A 22,028-nucleotide genomic window follows, 5' to 3' on the forward strand; every position below is an offset into this window, starting at 1 on the left:
CCGCTAGACATCTCTTTTTATTGCACTCCAAACTTTTCATTAAGTTTGTTAACACTTTGTTGACATCGGTATATCTGTGTAATAACTTATGTCTTATACAAGACTAAAGTTTAAAGCCAAAGTTATACAAGAGCATACTGCAAAAGTAAACCGCGGCTTTTTATCTTTGCAGTACGTTTAAGAGAAAGTCCGTACTAGCTTAAAGCAACGAATTCTAAGGTGAATGAAACAATGAATAAGATACCAGAGGTAGGTTTTGGTTTTTGGAAGGTCGATACTGCCATATGTGCGGAAACCACGTACCAAGCGATTAAGGCTGGCTATCGACACTTAGATTGTGCCGCTGATTACGGCAATGAAAAGGAAGTGGGTGAAGGCATTAAGCGAGCGATTGATGAAGGCTTATGCACTAGAGAAGAGCTTTGGGTTACTTCTAAACTATGGAATACCTTTCACGCCCCTGAGCACGTGGGTCTTGCTTTAGAAAAAACCTTGTCAGACTTACAGTTAGATTATGTAGACTTATACCTGATCCATTTCCCAATAGCGCAGAAATTTGTGCCTATCGAGACCCGTTACCCACCGGAATGGTTTTACGAACCTGATGCTGCCGAGCCTAAAATGGAACTCGCGCCTGTACCTTTACATAAGACGTGGGAGGCAATGGAGTCGCTTGCCGATAGCGGAAAAGCAAAACAAATTGGTGTGTGTAATTACAACACTGGTTTGCTTAACGACCTGATGAGCTATGCGCGTATTAAGCCAGCCATGCTGCAAATTGAATCTCACCCGTACCTTACGCAAGAGCGACTAATTCGTTTGGCAAAAGACTATGGACTGGAGGTGACGGCCTTCTCTCCGCTAGGTGCCTTATCTTATCTAGAGCTTGAAATGGCTGATCAGGCGGAATCAGTGCTTGAGCAAAGCGTAGTAAAAGCCGCGGCAGAAGCCCATGGTAAAACGCCCGCGCAGGTTGTCTTGCGTTGGGGAATTCAGCGCGGTAACGCCATCATTCCAAAAACGTCAAAAGTTGAGCGTATGAAAGAAAACCTCGCACTTTTTGACTTCTCACTCAGCGACAGTGAAATGCAGGCAATATCTGCATTGAACGTAAATCGCAGATTTAACGATCCAGGGCACTTCTGCGAAGCTGCCTTTAACCGTTTCCACCCTATTTACGACTAGGAGTTAGCTATGAAAAACGTCAATGACAGCTCTGCGGTAGCTTACGCAAGTGTACCTACTCAGCACAATTATAACGGCGGTGTGTTCCCTGAAATAGTCGTGAACAACGAGGGTTGTACAACGGTAAAAGAGACCGTTGCATTTGTAAAAGCAAATCAATCAGAGCTTGAAGCAAAACTTGCAAAGTCGGGAGCACTACTTTTCCGAGGGTTTCCAATTGATTCAGCAGAGACCTTTGACGTTTTCTCAGCAGGCTTCGGCTATCCTAACTTTACCTATCAGGAGTCGTTGTCTAATGCCGTGCGTATTAACTTTACTGAGCGCGTATTCACAGCAAATGAAGCGCCGAAAGACGTAGAGATTTTTCTACATCATGAAATGGCGCAGACGCCTATTTCACCTAGCAAGCTGTTTTTCTTTTGTAAGACTGCAGCGGATGAGGGGGGAGCAACGCCTTTGTGCCGCTCCGACAAATTGTTTGAAGCATTGAAGGAAGAAAATCCGGCGCTTGCTAAAGACTTTAAAGAGAAAGGCCTTAAATATACGACTACTATGCCAGCAGCCAATGATGCCAACTCTGGCCAAGGAAGAAGCTGGAAAAGCACGCTAAGCGTTGAGTCTTTAGAAGAGGCAGAAGCTAAATTAAAAGAGTTAGGATACACCTGGCAATGGTTGGAGGATGGTAGTCTAAGAGCCATTACGCCTGTCTTACCTGCGGTTATCGAACTTAGTGACGGCTCAGAAGTGTTCTATAACCAGCTAATAGCTGCGTATATGGGATGGAAAGGCGTAAGGGAAAACCCGTCGTCGGCAATTACTTTTGGCGATGGAAGTGCAATTCCTAAAGCCGGTTTAGAGCGCGTTGCAGAACTGTCTGAAACTTACACCTTTGACTTAGAGTGGCAAGATGGTGACGTGGCTATTGTTGACAATTACCGTGCAATGCATGGCCGCCGCCCTTATTCTGGCGAGCGAAAGCGCGTAGTGCTTGTCGCGCTTGTGGCCTCAGAGCGATAAAAGAAAATGAACGATATAGCAGTAAAATGTAAAAATATTTGGCCCGGGCTGGGAATTGCAACCATTACCGGTATGGCGGCGCTCTTTTTGAGTGAGCATTACAATGCCCCTGCTATGTTGTTCGCATTACTTTTGGGTATGGCCGTATCGTTTTTGTATCAGAACGATACGCCCTGTGCGTGTGGTATCGATTTCACGGCAAGTACTCTTCTTCGCGCTGGAGTTGTCCTGCTTGGTCTACGTATTGCGTTAGGTGACTTAGCAGTACTTGGGTGGCAGACCGCTCTTATGCTGGCCGCTGCCATATTCACAACAATTATTGTCGGAGTAGGTCTCGCCAAATTACTCGGGTTACAAAAGCGTTTTGGTGCATTAACGGGAGGCTCAGTAGCCATTTGTGGTGCGTCTGCGGCTCTCGCCATTTCCACCATTCTTCCTAAGGGAGAAAACCACGAAAGAGACACGTTGCTGACGGTTATTGGCGTAACCGCTATGTCGACCATAGCCATGGTGCTCTACCCAATTGTGGCGGCGCAGTTGGGCATGAATGATACGGAAGCTGGCATTTTCTTAGGCGGCACTATTCACGATGTGGCGCAAGTTGTGGGGGCAGGTTACTCGGTGTCTGACAGTGCAGGCGACATGGCGACACTGACTAAGCTGGTACGAGTAGCCATGCTAATGCCAGTGGTACTCATTATGATGATTGCCATTAAACACTTTTACAAAGCCAAAAGTCAGGCTGACGGGGCGCAAGTGCCTAAAATGCCGATGTTTCTAGTTGGCTTTATTGTACTTATGTTACTCAACAGCTTTGTAACCCTACCCGAAGTGGTTATTGAAACGGGGACCCAGATATCACGCTTCTTCTTAGTCGTTTCAATTACGGCAATCGGTATGAAGTCTAACCTTGGTAAGTTAGCCGAAGTCGGTATGCTGCCAATTGTGATGATTGTGGCAGAAACGCTGTGGATTGCACTGCTTATATTGGGCTATTTGTTCGCAATATAGTGGGATTTTTTTGCGCGATTTATCACAATTATTCTTAATGCACTCTTAATACACAAAGCACTCAATAACGAGGTGGTAGCAGTGAAAAAACTTGGTCTTCACGAACTGTATGCTAAGGACCCTGTAAAGGCCGACGAACAGGTTTTTCAGCGAACTAGCAACGCGCTGACTCGGCGTGGTTTTATCAAAGGTCTGAAGTCTCTGTCTTTGCTGCTTGGTGCTGAAGTCGTTTACGGTCAGTTCATGCCAGCAGGACTTATTCCCGCTGCATTTGCTCAGTCGAATACACCTTTTTCTATCGAGGGAAAAGACGGGCTAACAATACTTAACGACCGGCCAATTAACGCTGAAACGCCAGCGCACCTACTTGATGATGCGGTTACGCCTGCCTCTCGATTTTTCGTAAGAAATAACGGTATTCCCCCGCAAAAGCCAGACGCGAGTACGTGGACGCTTACTATTGAAGGGGAGTCGGCCGAGCAGTCAAAAACCTTCACGTTGGAAGAGCTCAAAACCCAATTCAAACATTACACCTACCAACTAACGCTGGAATGCGGCGGTAATGGACGTGCCGAGTTCTCGCCAGCAGCGACGGGGAACCAATGGACTACCGGAGCTGTGGGATGCCCTAAATGGACAGGTGTAAGGCTTAAAGATGTACTCACGTCAGTGGGCGTAAAAGATAGCGCTGTTTACATTGGCTATTATGGTGATGACCAGCATTTAAGCCGTACACCGGGCAAAGCGGCTATTTCTCGCGGGGTGCCGATAAACAAAGCGATGGAAGATGAGTCGTTGATTGCATGGGCAATGAATGAGGAGCCTCTCCCTTTAATGAATGGCTATCCGCTCCGATTGGTTTTTGGTGGTTGGCCGGCGTCTACGTCTGGCAAGTGGCTTAAGAAAATAGTGGTCAGAGACCGCGTGCATGACGGTGCAAAAATGCTGGGCAAAGCGTACCGACTCCCTTGTAAACCCGTTGCTCCAGGGGCGAGAGTAGCCGATGAAGATATGTGTATCATTGAAGCTATGCCTATTAAGTCACTCATTACTTTTCCACAGTCAGGCACTGATCATCCTTTGGCCAAGAAACTAAGCGTGCGCGGTCATGCATGGAATGGTGAGGGTAAAGTGGCTGAAGTGTACACCTCGATTGATTTCGGACAAACATGGCAAATAGCAGACCTTACGCAACCCGCAAATAGACATGCATGGCAGCAATTCACTACAAAAATAGCCTTTCCTCAACAAGGTTATTTCGAAATATGGGCCAAAGCCGTAGATGAAAATGGAAAAGCACAACCTATGGTATTGCCGGGCTGGAATCCAAAAGGCTACTTAAACAATGCCTGCCATCGCATTGCTGTGCGGGTTGTGTAAAACACATGGTACCGAGTAACGTGTTTGAGATATGGAGCGCTCGCATGCGCCATCTATTCGTTTTTGTTTCTATTATGGCAGGGTTAGTTAGCACACCACTGGTTGCGGCCATCAATGAAAGTAGCGATAAAAATAGCGGCTCAAGTATGCATTTAGCTGACGCTACGACTGTGTCTGTTAACCCCCAGTCAGGGCTTATTGTAGCGCCGGGCTACAATCTAGTGGTTGCGCACTGTAGCACATGCCATTCGCCCTCGCTTATCACACAGAACGCAATGAGCAGAGAGAGATGGCTTGGAACTATTCGGTGGATGCAAAACACGCAAAAGCTATGGCCATTAGGTAATGCAGAGCCCGCAATCCTAGATTATCTAGCGTTGTGGTATGGACCTAAAAAAAGCACACGTCGCGCCCCTCTTGAACCGCATCTAATACCGTAAAGATAAAGCTGAACTCACTCAGGTGTATTATTTCAACGGTTTTTCAAGTTTCCGCCGATAAATAACGCAGAACGCTACTTCAGACTAATAGTTAAATTGTCTGAAAATCTGTTAATCTAAACAAAACACTCTATAAAAAATACCGGTAACCACACATGTTTGTATCTCGCAGTAAATACGAAGAAAAAGAAGCGCAAGTACGTAAACTAGAAGCAAGAATGCAAGAAGCCTTAGACACAATTGACGTTTTAGAGGCAAAAAATAGTGAGCTTGCAAATGCCATTGAGGCTGCAAATGGCCAGTACACATCGTCGAACGATTCAGTTGTAATGAAGTGCATTGTTGACGGCATGCGTCAATTAGAAGGTATTCGTGAAACGGTGTTGACCACTTATCAGCGTATTGATGCTGAGAATCAGTCAGTGGCTAATATCCATGAGCTCTTTAGTGACTCTGCTACTACACTAAGCAAAATTGTTAACGACATGAGCGGACTAAACGTCCAAATGAGTAGCATGAGTGAGCGTATTTCTGGGCTATCAACAACAGCAGATAACATTAATAAATTTGTTACCACTATTACGAGTATTTCTGATCAAACTAACTTGCTAGCGTTAAACGCTGCTATCGAAGCAGCGCGAGCTGGCGATGCTGGCCGAGGTTTTAGCGTTGTTGCTGATGAAGTGCGTGCGTTGGCGACTGAAACCAATAAATCAGCCACAGAAGTATCAGAGCTGGTGAACGGTATAATTCAGTCTACTTCCAAAGCGGTTTCAGGTGTGAATGAGTTGCGGGGAAACAACGAACAGCTGGAAACTGGCATTAATCAGCTAAACGGTAGCTATGAAGCTATGGTGCAACATTGTGACAGTATGAAATCCACCATTAGTGAAGGTGCCATTGCTACGTTTATCCAAACGGTGAAGCTGGATCACGTGGTGTGGAAAGCCGAGGTTTATGCTGTTCTGTGCGGCTACAGCAACAAACCTGCGGCAGACTTTGGCGATCACAAAAACTGCCGTCTTGGGCAGTGGTATAGTGACAATGCTAATAAATCAATTGGCCAAACTACAGCATTTAGAGAGATTGAAGCGCCGCATGCAAAAGTACATAGTAGTGGAATAGCCGCCGTGCTAGCTAAACAGAATGGCAACAATGCTGAGGCAGATGCTAAGCTAATGGAAATGGAACAAGCCAGTGAGAGAGTACTAACACTACTTGATAGGCTAGTTAATTAGTGCCAGTAGTGCCTCACGGCTCTACCGACCCAATTGATAAGCATGGCGCCTGAATTTATAGTGGCGCTTTAAACCGGAGGGCTTTGAGTGAGTGACACATGGCATTCCACCGAGCAAGAGCGTATCCAAGCGCTGGAAGCCCGCGTTAATTCCTTAGAGCGACAGCTTAAACGTCAAAAAATAGCGCGCAAAAATGCAGAGTCCTTTCTTGAAACCTATTCTCAAGACGCCTACTTAGCGAATCAAGCGCTCAGAAAAGCATTAAGAGATTCCAAGCAGCGGGAAAGGGAGTTGTTATACCTCAACCGCGCCGCATCGCAGCTTTCCAGTAACCAGCCAGGCAAGAATTTTATTATTTCTGCGCTGGAATCGGCGGTCGAATTTAGCGGTGCCCTTTGTGGCAAAGCGTTTATTGTGCAAGGTGAAGAACTCACGGTGGGTGATGATAGCCAAGTGCTATCTCATGATAAAGGGTGGTATAGCTCTCCTGAGCTTGCCAAGCTTCTTAAAGACGAAACGCCTCTCGCGTTGCGTGAAAGCTATTCTCACTGGTGTGTTAATGCGGTGCAGCGACCAGACACAAAAGAAGAAGCACGCGTACTGCACTTTATGTGTGAAATGGCTGAGGGCGAATACGCGTGGCTTGTGTTGCTTACCCAAGATGATCACCTTGAAGAAGAAACGCTACACATTCTAGATACCAGCAAACATTATTTGAACATTACATTACGCTACCACAGTAAAAAAACTAAGCTTACAAGCCAGCAAATTGAGTTGAGTTCAGTTAAAAAGGATAGGGACTTCCTAGAGGAAAGGCTAGTTAGTGCAGATAAAATGGCGATGTTGGGACAGCTTGCTGCGGGTATAGCACACGAAATTAATAACCCTATCGGTTATGTTCGAAGCAATACCGTGGTTGCAAAAGAAATTTTTAACGACTATCAATATGCGTTAGCAGAAATAGGCACGCTCTGTCACGCGGCTGGTGGAGAGATAGGGGCTCAGTTCGAAGCACTGGAAAAACGCTTTTCATTACAAGAAAGTGCAGCCGAAATTTCAGAGATGTTCAATGAATCTCAGGAGGGCATTGAACGCATTATCGAAATTGTAAAAGCGTTGCGAAGTTTTTCGTATCCTAGCTCAGGAAAACATACACAAATTAGTGCCATTGACGCCATAAACACGGCGATTAAGCTAACGAATAACCTGCACAGGTACAAAAACAAAGTGAAGGTAGAAGTGCCTGATAAAGATGTTTATTTCCTTGGTAACGCGGGGCAAATTCAGCAGGTATTGGTGAACTTTGTGACTAATGCTATTTATGCAACCCCAGAGGGGAAGCCCATAACGCTTAAAGTGCAGCAAGATGATAAAAACGTCATGCTGATCGTTGAAGACGAGGGTATTGGTATGTCAAGGGAGACGCTGGGTAGAGTTTTCACTCCCTTTTTTACCACCAAACCTCCAGGAGAAGGAACAGGGCTAGGTATGTCAATTTCTTTGACCATTGTCGAAGAGCACAACGGAACTATCAATATCACTAGTAAAGAAGGGAAGGGAACACGCGTAGTCGTTATGTTACCCTTAGCCTAAAGTATAAATTGCTTTCCTAAATAGCTGATAGAATATAGAATTTCTCTAATTTTTTCTTCCTACTAGACAGAATGGTCTAATGTTCTAGTCTTAGGAAGTAAGCAACGTTTCCTGCAATTAGCGGATGATTGCTTGGCTATACGGAGAAAGCACAGAATGAGAAATAATCAGCCAGTTACCCAAAAAGAATATAAGTTTCCTGCACATCATCGACTGATTTCATCTACCGATAAACGGGGTGTTATCCAGCATTGTAATAGCGCATTTGTTGAGGCAAGTGGCTTTAGTCGCGAAGAACTCATTGGTAAAAATCATAATATCATCCGTCACCCAGACATGCCTGCGCCGGTATTCAAAGAAATGTGGCGCACTTTGGAATCTGGTCAAAGCTGGATTGGACTGGTTAAAAACAGAAGAAAGAATGGCGATCACTATTGGGTTTCGGCATTTGTGACCCCCGTTTACGAAGGTAAAACGATAGTAGGCTACGAATCTGTTCGAGTGCCAGCATTAAATGATGAAATAGCGCGTGCTTCAAGTGTTTATGCCAGAATGCAGGAAGGAAAATCTGCGGTTTCTTTAATGTCACGACTCGGCCAAAGTCTAATGCACATGATACCGGCGATTCTGACAAGTGCGCTTCTAATATTAGTACTTGCATTTACCCATGATTGGGCTGCGGCGGGCATCGCGCTGCTTGGCACCATCGTTTTGATGATTGCTCAAGAAGTCAAAACAAAGAAAGAGTGGGGCGCGCTGCTTTCGCTTAGCCCTGAAAGCTACGCGAACGAGACGGTGGCGCAAACTTACTTCCCTGATCCACCTCATATAAGCCAAGCTAAACTCGCGCTTGGCTGTGAACTTGCCAGAAATCGTACGGCGTTAACCCGAATAAAAGATGCATCAACCGGCCTTGACGCCATAGCCAACACAACGCATGAGCAAGCAGAGAGCACCAGTGCTGCGGTTGTCCAGCAAAATCAAGCTACTCAGCAAATAGCATCTGCGGTAACGCAAATGAGCCAAGCGATTCAGGAAGTCGCAGAACGGGTAGAAAGTAACGCAAAAAGTGCAAGGACTGCAGCATCTAATGTGGAAACGGGCAACCAGAAAGCAGAACAAGCCATGCAGGCGATCGTTGCGTTGCGTGAGGCGGTAGAATCAATTTCTACTACGGTGACAGAGTTGGCCCAGTCAACCAGCGATATTGGTGAGGCGGCCAATATCATTTCGACCATCGCTGAGCAAACTAACCTGTTAGCGCTAAATGCTGCGATTGAAGCAGCAAGGGCTGGCGAGCAAGGAAGAGGTTTTGCGGTTGTTGCCGATGAGGTACGTACTTTAGCATCAAAGACACGCGAATCTACAGACAAGATCCACAACATTATAAACGAATTGGCAGAGCGTTCCGACCGCGCTGTAAGGGTTTCGACGGAAGGGCTAGCATCAGCGGAGCACGGCAGCGCTATAGTTGAAGAAACCCGAGGTGCATTGTTTGAAATTAACAATGCCGTAAAAGGTATCGCTGATGCCACGGTAGAGATGTCTTCAGCGGTAGAAGAGCAAAGCACAGTGGCCGAGCATATCAACCAGCAATTAGTCGAGGTCGCTGACGGCGCGTCCGAAACGCAGCGTTCATCTGAAGCTTCGCTAGCAGCGAGTAACGATTTGCGTGCAACGGTTAATCGGGTTCACGAACTAATTCTACGTTTTAGCACGGATAAGCGAGTGGGAGAGTAACACTCTCCCCAATTCTCTCTAGCTCTCTTCATTTTAAGGCCTATTGCCTTGCAGATGTAGGGCTAAATAGAAGCCTATAAAACCCGACGTAGACATAGGTATTTATGAGTTCGCGTTTAGTCCTGCGTGAAGTCCTCGTTTGTAGGCTGCCACAGCGGGGAACAGTGAAACCAAATATGTGCACCCCAGTATCAGTAAAATGATAGTAACACTGCTTTGACCAAACAGTGGGCTGCTTAAAAACAACCCATAGGTACTGCTTAACCAAGGTTTTAGTGCGCTCATAAGCCCAGCTACTAAGCCTAAACTCAGTGCGGCACTCACAATCGTAAGCAGCATCGCTTCAATCTGTATGAGTAGTAGTAAGGTAAAGGGTCCTGCGCCTATAGTTCGTAAAACGGCGATTTCTTGATAACGCTCCCTCATCGTTGCCAGCAGCATAGTCGCAAGCCCAATTAGCGCGCAGATGACGATAAGACCGGAAAGACCAAGCAATAGCGATTCTACATTTCCCATAATTTGCCAAAGCTCTGCGAGTGCCATGCCCGGTAGAATAGCCATTAGCGGCTCTTTTTTACTTTGATTAATTTGATACTGCAGCTGCAATGCAGTTACCCGATGTTTAAGCCCCAGCATCACCACGGATACTGACTCAGGCGTAAACGCTTCGCTATTGTAAGCTGCATGTTCTTCGGTATGCTCGTCATGGTCATGCTCGTTCGCTTTGTCAGCAGATTTACGGCCTAACATTGAGGTGGGCGAATGCTTAGGCCCTGTGTGGGCCTCTTCAAGCCCCTGCAAGGTGACATACACAGCCTTATCCACCGGGGTGCCAGTTTTATCTAAAATTCCGGAAATTGTAAAAGGATGATCGTCATGGTTATTGAACGATACGCTACCCAAACCATGGGAAATAATAATCTTATCACCTACTTCATATCCCAATGATTCGGCTATATCAGCACCAACTACTGTAGATAGCGGTTGTGTAAATGTCGCTCCATCAGATAGCTGTAGTGACTGCATGTCACCGTATTTAAAGTGGTCGAAAAAGCTATTGGTAGTACCTACTACTCTAAAACCTCTGTGGGTATCACCCAAAGATAGCGGGATAAGCCACGAAACCTGCTTGTTTGATTGAAGCGCCGCAATACTTTTATATTCAATACCTTTGGTGGGAGTGCCTATATTAAACACTGACGACAGGAGTAAATTAAGCTGTCCACTTGGTGCGCCAACAATAAGGTCAACACCGGAAACGGTGCGCGTAAAACTGGTCTTAACTTGGCTGCGAATAATGTCCACGCATAAAAGTAAACTAATGCTGATGGTAATGCTTAACAGCGTGAGGATTGCCGTGGCTTTCCTGCGCTTTAAGCTTTCAATAGCAATGGTACTTAGCATTACGCACGCTCCTGTGCTTTTGGGACATTATCGCCTAGCGTTTTTATGTGGTTTGTACTTAGGCTTAATTCTTTGATGCTGCAGTGGCGGTCAAAATAACTCTCCATGGCTTTGTCGTGACTCACAAAAATCATGGTGCTTTCGCCTGCAACGTCTTTTAGCAGCGACATAAAACTATCTCTGGCATCGGTATCTAGGGCGGAGGTAGGTTCATCCACAATCAATAATTGAGGGTCGTTAATTAGTGCTCTGGCAATGGCAACGCGCTGCTGCTGACCAATACTTAATGCGTCAGCTTTCGCATGAAGCACGTGAGAAGGCAGCTGTAGCTTGTCCAGTAAATCACGGAGCTTTGCGTCTGCTGCTGTCTTGCCAACGTTTGTATTCGCAAAATACACCGCCGCATTAATGTTCTGTGCCACTGAAAGGTAGGGAATAAGATTAAACTGTTGAAAAACAACGCCGATATTGCGTGCTCTAAACTTGTCTCGCTGTCGGTTCGATAATGCGGAGAAAGGCTGCGCTAATAAGGCGATGTCGCCCTGAGTTGGCGTTAACGTTCCGCACAGCAAATTGAGTAATGTGCTCTTTCCGCTACCTGAAGGTCCTGAAAGAAAAACGTGTTCACCTTGCGAGACTTGCCACGCTTTTATATCGATAACGGGCGGGCTTTCTTTAGTGTACGAAAACTGTAAATTACTTACTTCAATTGCTGGGTTGCACTCTTCTATCAATGCCTTACGCTGGGAATGAGTGCTATTGTTTTTATTGATGGTATTCACGCTAAGCCCGACCTGTATTTACGTCTTATGTTCACATTAGCAAAAGCAGCACATCTGTTCACCCAGTTAAAAACCAGAGAAAACACAATGCCGCATTGAGGTAATGTTATCAAATAACATTATTGCGTATAGCTATGTTATCAGATCTCATCAGCCTAAAGCGGCAATTGCTCTTATTAATTGCTCATCATAACGACGCAAAGGAGAAGCGCGCCTACATTATCAGCCGTTGGCCTGTAGCTTTACTACTTCTGCGCTTTCATCTTCTAATACGCTTTCTGCTGTAGCGCCTTTAAAGATTTTGCCAATTTTTTCTTTGTTTTTCGCCAGCATAATTGTGAGTTCTTCCACCACGCTATCGTCTAGCTTTATGCCTTTCGCGTGAATATAGTCAGCAAGGTTATCTGCTGCATCAAGCATCTTATCGTACTGATCCGCTTCTTTTTTGTCGGTAGTTACCAATTTTTCTACCCCTTTGTGCGTAACAACATACTGTGTGGTAATGGCCATGGTAGGTCCCCTGTTTATTAAAGACACAAAAACTGTACAGTAAAATACTGTATAAATAAACAGTTAAAAGGCAATATTCTTGTTATTATTGATAACACTGCTGCGATTTATACTTTAGTATGGGTTGGTAGCTTACTGTGCACTTGAATTCAAATTCAATGGAAGCTGTAAATTAGTTATTCATTTCAGCGTCCCACATACCTGGAACCGAAGAAAAGTAGCGTTCATATTCACGCTCTCGAAAAAAGGAAATCTAAAGTTATGGTAGTGAGTGAAGCTGTTCAACAAGATATTCAAGCTATAGACGCAATCGAAGCCGTTCCTCATATAATGCAAATTTTGGCCAGTAGCTTAGATTTGCGTTTCATCTGTGTTGCTAGAGTCACCGAAGAAGCATGGACAATGTGTGCAGTATTAGATAATGCAGAATTTGGTCTAACGCCTGGCGATCATTTGGAAATTGAAACCACTTTTTGTAGAACCGTAAGAGCAAGCAAAAAACAGATAGTCATTAATCACGCATCTGCTGATAGTGAATATTGTGATAATCCGATTCCTATTATGTATGGCTTTGAGAGTTATTTTTCTTACCCTATTTATGATGCAAACAGTGAGTTTTTTGGAACGCTTTGCGGTCTAGACCCAGAACCTAGGGAGTTACGTAGCGAGCTTGTTCACGGGCAAATTAGCGCATTTGCTAAGCTTATATCTAGTCAAATCTTATTAAAAGACCAAATGGAGCGTTCACAGGCTCAGCTAACCGATGCAAGAAATATTGCCCGTCTTCAAGAGCAGTATATCGCTATTTTAGGGCACGATATTCGAACTCCATTATCTTCCATTCAAATTGGTATCAACTTTCTTGACGAAATAATAAAAGACAGTGAAATAGTGAGTACCGTTCAAGTACCCGTATTTAAAGCTGTATCGAGAATGAAAAATAGTGTGCAGAGGATGACGCGTTTAATTGAAGATGCTATGGACTTTACTCATAGCCGAATTGGTGAAGGTTTACCTGTGAAAATGGCAGAGGCTACTAGTTTAGCGCAACAGTTGAATTATACGGCTGAAGAATTAGCTACTGCTTACTCTAAATGCACAATCAGAACGCATATCGATATCACCGAGCAATTGGTCTGTGACGAAAAACGGGTGTGTCAGCTTCTATCTAATTTACTGAAAAACGCACTGGTTCACGGCGACCAAGCGTACCCGATATATGTGAAAGTAATTACCAACCGAAACGATTTCATTCTAAGTGTGCGAAATAGCGGTACGCCGATATCTGACGAGTCTAAGGCGCGCCTTTTTCAGCCTTTCTGGCGTGAACAAAGCGGTGTAAAAAACGATGGGTTAGGCTTGGGGTTATTTATCGCATCAGAAATTGCAAAGGCACACCAAGGTTCCCTGAGCGTATCTTCTGATTTTAACGGCACAGAATTCACCCTCTGCTTTCCTTTGACTCGCGTTTCATCCATTCCGTATGAAAGCGCTTCGCGATAGCCGCGAAACGCTTTTAATACAAAGCTCTTTTAATACGAGTTCTTTCAATAAAGATAAGCGCAAAATACTTGCCAAAGTTGATTAATGCTTGTGCGATGATATTTGTGTGCGTATAATGCGCGCCCTTACAGCCATCCCAATTCGTTCCTTGTCTCCATACAGTCGGCTGTACTGTCGAGGCTACAACCGTAAGGAGCTATAATGCGTCATTACGAAATCGTATTTATGGTTCACCCTGATCAGAGTGAACAAGTACCTGGTATGATCGAGCGTTATACCACAATCCTAAAGCAAGACGGTGGTCAGATTCATCGTTTAGAAGATTGGGGCCGTCGTCAACTGGCTTACCCAATTGAAAAGCTGCACAAAGCCCACTACGTACTAATCAATGCTGAAGCGTCTGCAGAAGCTGTTGATGAATTGGAAAATGCTTTCCGTTTCAACGACGTGATCCTACGTAACATGGTTATGCGCACTAAGACTGCTGTGACTGAGCCTTCTCCAATGATGAAAGAAGAGCCTCGTCGTGAGCGTCGTGACGATTCTGCTCCTCGCCAAGATCGCGCGGAAAAGAAAACTGAAACCACTGAAGACAACGCTTAAGGAGATCACCCATGGCTCGTTTTTTCAGACGTCGTAAGTTCTGCCGTTTCACTGCAGAAGGTGTGACTGAGATTGATTACAAAGATATCGCTACTCTTAAGAACTACATCACTGAGAGCGGTAAAATTGTCCCTAGCCGTATTACTGGTACAAGCGCAAAATATCAGCGTCAGCTGTCTTCTGCGATCAAGCGCGCACGTTTCCTTGCGTTGCTTCCGTACACTGATTCACACAAGTAATTTGGCGAATATAAGGGTTAGCTAAGATGAATATCATCCTACTAGATAAAATCGCCAACCTTGGCGGCCTGGGCGACCAAGTGACTGTTAAGTCTGGTTACGCTCGTAACTTCCTTTTCCCACAGGGTAAAGCGGTTCCTGCAACTAAAGACAACGTTGAAAAGTTCGAAGCACGTCGTGCTGAACTTGAAGCGAAAATTGCTGAGCAACTAGCTGCTGCTAACGCACGCGCTGAAAAAGTTGCTGAGCTTGCTGAGGTTACAATCGCAGCGCCTGCTGGCGACGAAGGTAAACTATTTGGTTCTGTTGGTACTCGTGACATCGCTGATGCAATCACTGCAGCTGGCGTTGAAGTACAAAAAGCAGAAGTTAAATTACCTACTGGTACTCTTCGTGAGACTGGTGAGTATGACATCGACTTACAACTTCACTCTGACGTTATCACTTCAATCAAAGTGATCATCATTGCTGAAGCGTAATCGCTGACGTATTTGAAAAAAGCCGCTCCTAGAGCGGCTTTTTTTTGCTCTAAATTTATGTCCGATATTTAAGGTCAATACCAGTCCGCATAGATAATTGCCCACTCAGAAGGCGCTGGCAAGTTTCCTAGCAAAGCGTGGGAATGCAGGAATGGCCGTTCCTTTTCAAATTCCCAGAATGAAGCTTGCCAGACCTTCCCGTAGGGCGAGTTTAAAATGTCTCTACCTTCACTCCACGTCGCGACACCTGATTAACGATGGTGTAACCAAATATGTCCAGTGCCGACAAATAGCGTAATTTGAAGGTCCACTCATCTGCGATAAATAACGTTTTTTAAACGGTATTTAAACAAAATGTTAATAGTCGCTGAAATTCTTAACGTCATGGCTTTAAACTTTTTCTGTCATTCCCGCGACCTATAGTAAACCAAACAATAAAAAGCATAAGTGCCATATTATGGACATCACTAAGCAAGCAATAAAAAACGCGACTGGGGTAGGTATAGGAATAACGCTACTGGTATTTCTAGGTTTATATAGCCTATTTAATTTACCTGTACAGCTGTTTCCTGACATTGAACGACCGAATATTAACATCCAGACCTCGTGGCGCGCTGCGTCGCCTCAAGAGATTGAGTCGGAGATCATTGAACCTCAAGAGGAAGTGCTGCAGGGGATCCCTGGCCTTGAGTCGATGAATGCATGGGCAAACCAAGGCAACGCGTGGATTAATCTAGAGTTTGGTTTAGATACGGACATGCAGAAAACGCTCATTGAAGTGATTAGCCGCATGAATCGCGTACCGCCACTACCTCGCGATGCCTTGTCTCCTAACATAATGCTTGCTGGAAGTGGGGGAGACGCCCCCGCTTTGACCTACTTTTTTCTTCAGCGCCTTCCGGGCAATCCAAACGAAATTAATACCTATGTAACCTTTTTTACCGATGTCATTAAACCTCAGCTTGAATCTATCCCGGGCGTTGCAAGGGCGCGTATGGAAAGCGGGGTTGGCGGCGTTGAGGAGTTTCAAATTGTTTTTGACCCGTTTAAAGCGGCGCAGTTAGGCATTGACCTAACGGCAGTTGCCAACGAGTTGGGGCGTGCGAATGATATTTCAGGCGGCTTTGTCGATGTGGGCAGAAGACGCTATACCCTGCGTTTTGAAGGTCGCTACGAGCCTACGCAAATGGGTGAAATGATCCTTGAATGGCGAGATGGCAGCCCTATCACTCTAAATGACATTGCCGAAATTAAAATCACCCGCGCTGACGGTGCAAACTACAGTGTGCAAAACGGCAATCCGGCTATATCTATTCGCGTAGACAGACAAAACAACGCCAATGTTTTAGCTACCTTAGAAGCCGTAAAAGCAAAAGTTGCCCAAATAAACGAACAGGACTTGGCCCCTGAACAGTTAGTGATGGCGCAAAGCTTTGATGCCTCAGTGTTTATCTATAGAGCGGTGCAGCTAGTTACCAGCAATTTATTTATAGGCGTGCTGCTTGCCATTGCCGTGCTTTGGCTCTTTATGCGCCAGCTGCGGGCTACGCTCATTGTGGCATTGGCCATTCCAATCTCTTTACTTAGCACTTTTGTGGTGCTTCAGATTACCGGTCGCTCGCTCAATATCATTTCATTAGCAGGACTCGCCTTTGCGGTAGGTATGGTTCTAGATGCCGCTATCGTCGTGCTGGAAAATATTGTAAGAACGCGCAAGAGCGCCGAAGTCGAAACCGAAGCCGAAAATAATAACCCAAATTCACAAACGCACATGGAGGATTGTGCCCATCGGGGAACGAAAGAAGTTTTTGGTGCTCTCATGGCGTCAACAGCTACCACTGTTGCCATTTTTATTCCCGTCATGTTTTTGGAAGATGTTGAAGGGCAATTGTTTGCTGATCTCGCGCTTACCATCGCCATTGCAGTGTGCATGTCGCTAGTGGTTGCGGTAACGGTATTGCCCGTCGTTGCCGCTAAATACCTTAATGGCAACATGCCAGCTGATAGCTTACAGCGGGTATGGGCTAAGATAACCCGCGCTATTATGTCGCTATCAAGTACGCCGCTTCGCCGCCTTGTATTAGTCATAACACTCATGGGCGTGCCTATTACAGGTAGTGTTTTGCTTATGCCTTCCATGGATTATTTGCCGCCAGTAAAACGCGATGCCGTTGACGCCTTCTTAAGTTTGCCTGCGGGTGCCAGTGAAAACTTTATTAGCGAAGAAGTAATGCCAATTATCAAAGAGCGACTGCAGCCTTATATGGACGGAGAAAAGCAGCCAGCGCTCAAAAACTACTACATTATCACGTGGCCAAATGGTGGAAATTTGGGTGTGCGCGCTAAGGATCAGTCTAAGGTCAAAGAGTTAGAAGCCATTGTTCGCGATGAAATTTTAAAGGATTTGCCGGATACACAAACCTTTTCACAACAAGGCAATTTGTTCGGTGGCTTTGGAAACGGTCGGTCAATCGACATTCACCTTCAAGGTACCGATCAGGCCATGCTCGGCATTGCTGCGCAAGCTGGTTTAGACAAGTTGAGAGAAGTTTTCCCTAACGCTAATGCGCGTTCGAATCCTCCTCTAGAGCAAGCCGAACCAGAGCTTCGCTTTTACCCGAATGACAGCCGGATGATGGAAGTCGGGTTAAATCGGGGCAGTATGGGGAACTTAGTGCGCGCCATGGGTGATGGTATGTATGTGGGGGAGTACTTCGATGGCACCAAACGCATGAATATTATCTTCCGCTCAGCACCTTGGTTTACACCCGAAGACTTAAACAGCACGCCAGTCATGACGCCATCAGGCGAGGTGGTGCAATTAGGCGAACTGGTAGGTATTGAAAGAGCTGTAGGACCAAGTCGTATTCAGCGCATTGATGGTCGAAGGACCCTTACGCTAAACGTAAATCCGCCAGAAGGCATGAGTTTAGAAGAGGCCATGAAAGTGATTACCTCTGAGGTTGAGCCCGCCATTATGGCCATGATGCCTACCGATGGCGCTATCAATTATGGTGGCAGCGCGGATAGCTTAAAAGGGGCTATTGCCTCGATGGCTGACAATTTTCTTTTTGCCATGGTGTTACTTCTGCTGTTAATGGCAGGGTTGTTTAAGTCATTAAAAGATAGCGTGCTTGTAGTGCTTTCCATTCCGCTAGCCACGGTGGGCGGGGTTATCGCTATTCGTATCATGAACATCTTTACCTTCCAGCCCATGGACCTGTTAACCATGATTGGCTTCATTATTTTGCTAGGGCTTGTAGTAAACAATGCCATTTTACTTGTGCACCAGACTCGCCTAGGCGAGCAAGACGGGCTGACTCGTGATGACGCGGTAGAACAAGCCATCAAACTACGTTTACGACCTATCTTTATGAGCACGCTGACCTCAATCTTTGGCATGTTGCCGCTGCTGTTACTACCTGGTGCAGGCAGCGTTATTTACCGAGGTCTTGCGGCTGTTATTGTGGGAGGAATGACGGTGAGTACCGTATTCACATTGCTATTACTGCCTACCTTACTGCGTATGACGGCTTCAACGTCATCCTTAAATATACTCAAACCTTTGGCCGAGCGCTTAGAGAGCACTGGCGCTTCGCCGACTACTTCATCCACCGTAAAACAAAACAAATACAACGATCATGTGTAAGGAAAAGACAACCATGAAAGCAATGACTTCTATTCTCGCCCTTAGTTTGTTTACCTTATTTGCAAGCAGTGTATCGTTGAGCGCACAAGCACAGGATAACAATCAACCACCGCCTGTGCTGGTTCAAATAGATGAAGCCAGAGAGCAAGCGATTTCACAACTAACCTGGGTTCCAGGAACGGTACTAAGCGTTATCGATGCAAACCTCGCTTCTGAGGTAGACGGTCGCATCACTTGGATGGCAGAGGTAGGTGATGTGGTAAAAGCGGGGGAGCCTTTAGTTAAAGTCGACGATACTCGCCTAAGTATCACCCGCAATCAAAATGCCTCAAATATTGCCAGATGGCAGTCGCAGGTTGAACTGTTTACCAAACGTCTCGCGAGGTACAAAAACCTTCAGGCCAGTCAAAACACGTCCAGAGGTGAGTTAGAGGAAGTGGAAGCAGACTTAGAGAATGCTAAGCAGGAGTTAGCGCAAGCCAAATTGGATTTAGAATTCACCGAATATCAGATAGCACAAAGCAGTATTCGTGCTCCCTTTACGGCTTTGGTGGTTGAAAGGCTGCAGTCGCCGGGCGAATACACTGGAGTAGGGCAAATCCTGCTCCGCGTGGTAAACCCCGATAGCGTTGAGGTTCAAGTGCGCGCACCCCTTAACGTATTACCCTATATTGCTAACGGCATGAGCGTAAGCGTTCACAATAACGTTAATCAAGTAGAAGAATCTATTCGAGCCATTGTACCGGTAGGCAATAGTACATCGCGCATGATGGAGCTACGAATTGCCATCAACCCCGGTGACTTTCCTATAGGCAGTGCAGTGCGTGTGGCCTTGCCTAGTAGTGATACTCATGATGGTGTCACCATACCCCGCGATGCATTGGTACTAAGAAAGTCGGGCACCTTTATCTATCAGCTCAATGAAAATGATGAAGCGGAGCAGGTTAAGGTGACAACCGGAGTGGGCATGGGCGATAGAATTGAAGTGTTTGGCGATGTGAACCCGAAGCGCTCGGTTGTGGTGAGAGGAGCTGAACGCCTGCGTGCAGGCCAGAAAGTACGTTACAACAATGAGCGTGAGTCTTTGACGGCGAAGAACTGAGAGAATTGTAACAAATGTAAAAGTGCTATCCATTTAGACTAAAGTTAATGAGAATGTTTCTTATTTGTAATTGTTGATTATCAAATGGAGACATCCTTGAAAAACTTAGTTTTAGCCAGTGCAGTATGCACGCTATCGAGTCCGGTAGTATTTGCACAATCCCTAGAAAACCAGAATGAAGAAACCAAGTCGATAGAACGAGTTGCTGTGGTAGGCGCAGCAACTAACTTGAGCATTACTGCCGAGGATATTGAGCAGTTTCAGGCAAACGATCTAGCTGACGTTTTTAGAGAGTCTCCGTCGGTCAGCGTTGGCGGTTCAGTAGGCGTGGCACAAAAGATATTTATTCGCGGACTAGAAGACGCCTACCTGAATGTAACCGTAGATGGCGCGCAGCAAACCTCAACCCTATTTCACCACATTGGTCGCGTTACTTTAGACCCCGATCTTTTAAAGCAAATCGATGTACAGGCTGGTGCAGGTGAAGCAACCAGTGGCCCAGGTGCCATTGGTGGTTCAATTCGCTTTAAAACCAAAGATGCGCAAGATTTATTGAGAGGCGACGAACAATTTGGTGGTCGAGTAAAAGCGAGTTATTTCTCAAACGAAGGGACCCGATATAGCGGCAGCCTTTATGGAAAGCTAAGTGATTCATGGGGATTGCTAGGTTATTATAGCACGGTTGACAGAGATAACTTTGAAGACGGCGACGGCAACGAAGTGCTGGGTACGGCCGCCGATCAAGATCTCATGTTCCTTAAAGCCAGTGGCTACATTGCGGACAATCAATACCTTTCAATAAGTGCAGAGCAGCGCGATGAAGAGGGTGAGTTTTCGGCAAGACCTAACTGGGTAGTACTAGAAGGTGCTCCACTTTATCCTAGTGAAGCAGAGCGTGATACCTACGTAGCGAACTACCGCTTTGACCACAGCGCATTGGTTTTCTTAGAAGCCACTGCATACCAAACTTCATCATCGTTCCGCGGCGGCCGTTTCGATTTCTTGTCTGATATCGATACCTATGGTTTTGATATTAGAAACACCACCGACATTTCAAACCACGTATTCACCTACGGTATCGACTACCGTAAAGATGAGGTAGAAAGTGGTCCTGGCGTAGGTCCTGTGCAGAACGCAGAAGAAGGTAGCGTGTTGGGTATTTACGCGCAAGCTCATAGCAATATCACACCAGAGTTGTTGCTGAGCTACGGTGTTCGTTACGACGACTTTGATTTTCAGCAACAAATCTTGATTGACGACTATTACGGCACACCCGTTACCGATGAGCCATCTGGACTAGACGACAATGAACTTAGCTTTAACGTGGGTCTCGAATATCAGCTTACCGAAGCTTGGACCCTTGGTCTAGGTTACGCGGAAGCAGCCCGTGGCAAGCAAATTGGCGATGGTTTCACGCTTGACGAATATTTATATGATGGTGAGGATGTTCCCGTTGTAGCCAGTGACGTGGTGCCTGAAACTGTCACCAATATTGAAGCGTCAATCGAATACAGCGCGAATAATCTTAATGCGCGCCTTAGCGCCTATGAATCTACCATTGATGATGTGCTATTTAGCGGTTATCAAGGCAACTCGGTATTTAACAATATCGGCGACCTAGAATCATCTGGCGTAGAGTTTAACCTTGCGTATCGCTGGGACTCTGTTGACGTGTACTTTGGGTTTTCAAGCGTAGACGTTGAATTGATGCCTCGTGAAGATCTGTACAGCGTACCTTATAACAGTATCGACATTAACGGATACGAGTTTGTTGGCTTAGGTAATAGCCGCGGTGATACCTGGGTACTTGGTGCAGATTACACGATTACTGCAGACATCAGCGTTGGCTTTAATATCACGATGGTTGACGACATCAACATAGATACCCTTCATCAGGCTCTGGAAAACGGTTGGACCGATTCGCTGTATTCACTTAACAAAGCAGACTATACCCTAGTGGATATTTATGGCGAGTGGGAAGTTACCAATGACCTGCGCGTAAATGTGGCGGTAACAAACTTGTTTGATGAAGCCTACATCGACCATTCAAGTGTGGGTGATTACAGCGAAGTATTCCCAAGCGTTGTTGGTCCTCAAGAAGCTGGGCGAGATATTCGCTTGTCAGTGACTTACGATTTCTAAGTAGCGCTTTT

General features: G+C 45.7%; 18 protein-coding genes. 15 read left to right on the top strand and 3 right to left on the bottom strand.

Annotated elements, in window-relative coordinates; genetic code table 11:
• Positions 1-231 precede the first annotated feature (231 nt).
• The 8 genes from V7R42_RS08235 (at position 232) to V7R42_RS08270 (ending at position 9,604) form a co-directional block, all read left to right on the top strand.
• Positions 232-1,185 carry an aldo/keto reductase gene (locus tag V7R42_RS08235; protein WP_334019695.1) on the top strand — a complete coding sequence of 318 codons (954 nt, stop codon included), beginning with the start codon at positions 232-234 and terminating at the stop codon, positions 1,183-1,185.
• Positions 1,186-1,194: 9 nt separating this feature from the next.
• Positions 1,195-2,202, top strand: a complete 1,008-nt coding sequence (locus V7R42_RS08240) for a TauD/TfdA family dioxygenase (RefSeq protein WP_334019696.1) — start codon at positions 1,195-1,197, stop codon at positions 2,200-2,202.
• A gap of 6 nt (positions 2,203-2,208) precedes the next feature.
• The gene (locus tag V7R42_RS08245) at positions 2,209-3,213 is read left to right on the top strand and encodes a YeiH family protein (RefSeq protein WP_334019697.1); all 1,005 of its coding nucleotides are present in this window, start codon (positions 2,209-2,211) and stop codon (positions 3,211-3,213) included.
• Positions 3,214-3,234: 21 nt separating this feature from the next.
• Complete coding sequence (locus tag V7R42_RS08250) at positions 3,235-4,593, top strand: sulfite oxidase (RefSeq protein ID WP_334019788.1); 1,359 nt, start codon at positions 3,235-3,237, stop codon at positions 4,591-4,593.
• Positions 4,594-4,637: 44 nt separating this feature from the next.
• Entirely contained in the window at positions 4,638-5,033 is a 396-nt protein-coding gene (locus V7R42_RS08255; protein ID WP_334019698.1) for a hypothetical protein, read from the top strand.
• Positions 5,034-5,188: 155 nt separating this feature from the next.
• Positions 5,189-6,271 (top strand): methyl-accepting chemotaxis protein, encoded by a 1,083-nt coding sequence (locus V7R42_RS08260; RefSeq protein WP_334019699.1) that lies wholly within the window; start codon positions 5,189-5,191, stop codon positions 6,269-6,271.
• Positions 6,272-6,358: 87 nt separating this feature from the next.
• The gene (locus V7R42_RS08265; RefSeq protein ID WP_334019700.1) at positions 6,359-7,864 is read left to right on the top strand and encodes a sensor histidine kinase; all 1,506 of its coding nucleotides are present in this window, start codon (positions 6,359-6,361) and stop codon (positions 7,862-7,864) included.
• 156 nt (positions 7,865-8,020) lie between these two features.
• The gene (locus V7R42_RS08270; protein ID WP_334019701.1) at positions 8,021-9,604 is read left to right on the top strand and encodes a methyl-accepting chemotaxis protein; all 1,584 of its coding nucleotides are present in this window, start codon (positions 8,021-8,023) and stop codon (positions 9,602-9,604) included.
• A 102-nt stretch (positions 9,605-9,706) separates the two neighbouring features.
• On the opposite strand, the gene V7R42_RS08275 is transcribed toward V7R42_RS08270, so the two are convergent.
• The 3 genes from V7R42_RS08275 to V7R42_RS08285 form a co-directional block, all read right to left on the bottom strand.
• Positions 9,707-11,008, bottom strand: coding sequence for an ABC transporter permease (locus V7R42_RS08275; protein WP_334019702.1), 1,302 nt, complete (start codon positions 11,006-11,008; stop codon positions 9,707-9,709).
• On the bottom strand, positions 11,008-11,790 hold the full coding sequence (locus V7R42_RS08280) for an ABC transporter ATP-binding protein (RefSeq protein ID WP_334019703.1): 783 nt from the start codon (positions 11,788-11,790) through the stop codon (positions 11,008-11,010). The genes V7R42_RS08275 and V7R42_RS08280 overlap by 1 nt, the downstream gene beginning before the upstream one ends.
• Before the next feature lie 222 nt (positions 11,791-12,012).
• Positions 12,013-12,300 carry a YebG family protein gene (locus V7R42_RS08285; protein ID WP_334019704.1) on the bottom strand — a complete coding sequence of 96 codons (288 nt, stop codon included), beginning with the start codon at positions 12,298-12,300 and terminating at the stop codon, positions 12,013-12,015.
• A 261-nt stretch (positions 12,301-12,561) separates the two neighbouring features.
• On the opposite strand from V7R42_RS08285, the gene V7R42_RS08290 reads away from it, so the two are divergent.
• The 7 genes from V7R42_RS08290 to V7R42_RS08320 all read left to right on the top strand — a co-directional run bounded on the left by V7R42_RS08290 (position 12,562) and on the right by V7R42_RS08320 (position 22,017).
• Positions 12,562-13,803 (top strand): GAF domain-containing sensor histidine kinase, encoded by a 1,242-nt coding sequence (locus tag V7R42_RS08290; protein WP_334019705.1) that lies wholly within the window; start codon positions 12,562-12,564, stop codon positions 13,801-13,803.
• 201 nt (positions 13,804-14,004) lie between these two features.
• Positions 14,005-14,406: a 30S ribosomal protein S6 gene (gene rpsF / locus V7R42_RS08295; RefSeq protein ID WP_014951120.1), complete on the top strand. Its 402-nt coding sequence runs from the start codon at positions 14,005-14,007 to the stop codon at positions 14,404-14,406.
• An 11-nt stretch (positions 14,407-14,417) separates the two neighbouring features.
• The gene (gene rpsR, locus V7R42_RS08300; RefSeq protein WP_012519954.1) at positions 14,418-14,645 is read left to right on the top strand and encodes a 30S ribosomal protein S18; all 228 of its coding nucleotides are present in this window, start codon (positions 14,418-14,420) and stop codon (positions 14,643-14,645) included.
• Positions 14,646-14,671: 26 nt separating this feature from the next.
• Entirely contained in the window at positions 14,672-15,124 is a 453-nt protein-coding gene (rplI, locus tag V7R42_RS08305; RefSeq protein WP_012519953.1) for a 50S ribosomal protein L9, read from the top strand.
• Between the two features lie 457 nt (positions 15,125-15,581).
• Positions 15,582-18,773 (top strand): efflux RND transporter permease subunit, encoded by a 3,192-nt coding sequence (locus tag V7R42_RS08310; RefSeq protein WP_334019706.1) that lies wholly within the window; start codon positions 15,582-15,584, stop codon positions 18,771-18,773.
• 13 nt (positions 18,774-18,786) lie between these two features.
• A complete protein-coding gene (locus V7R42_RS08315; protein WP_334019707.1) occupies positions 18,787-19,875 on the top strand; it encodes an efflux RND transporter periplasmic adaptor subunit in 1,089 nt (362 codons plus the stop codon).
• A 96-nt stretch (positions 19,876-19,971) separates the two neighbouring features.
• Positions 19,972-22,017 (top strand): TonB-dependent receptor, encoded by a 2,046-nt coding sequence (locus V7R42_RS08320; protein ID WP_334019708.1) that lies wholly within the window; start codon positions 19,972-19,974, stop codon positions 22,015-22,017.
• Positions 22,018-22,028: the final 11 nt, after the last annotated feature.

It is taken from the genome of Alteromonas sp. S015, from assembly GCF_036864485.1.
GTDB lineage: Bacteria > Pseudomonadota > Gammaproteobacteria > Enterobacterales > Alteromonadaceae > Alteromonas.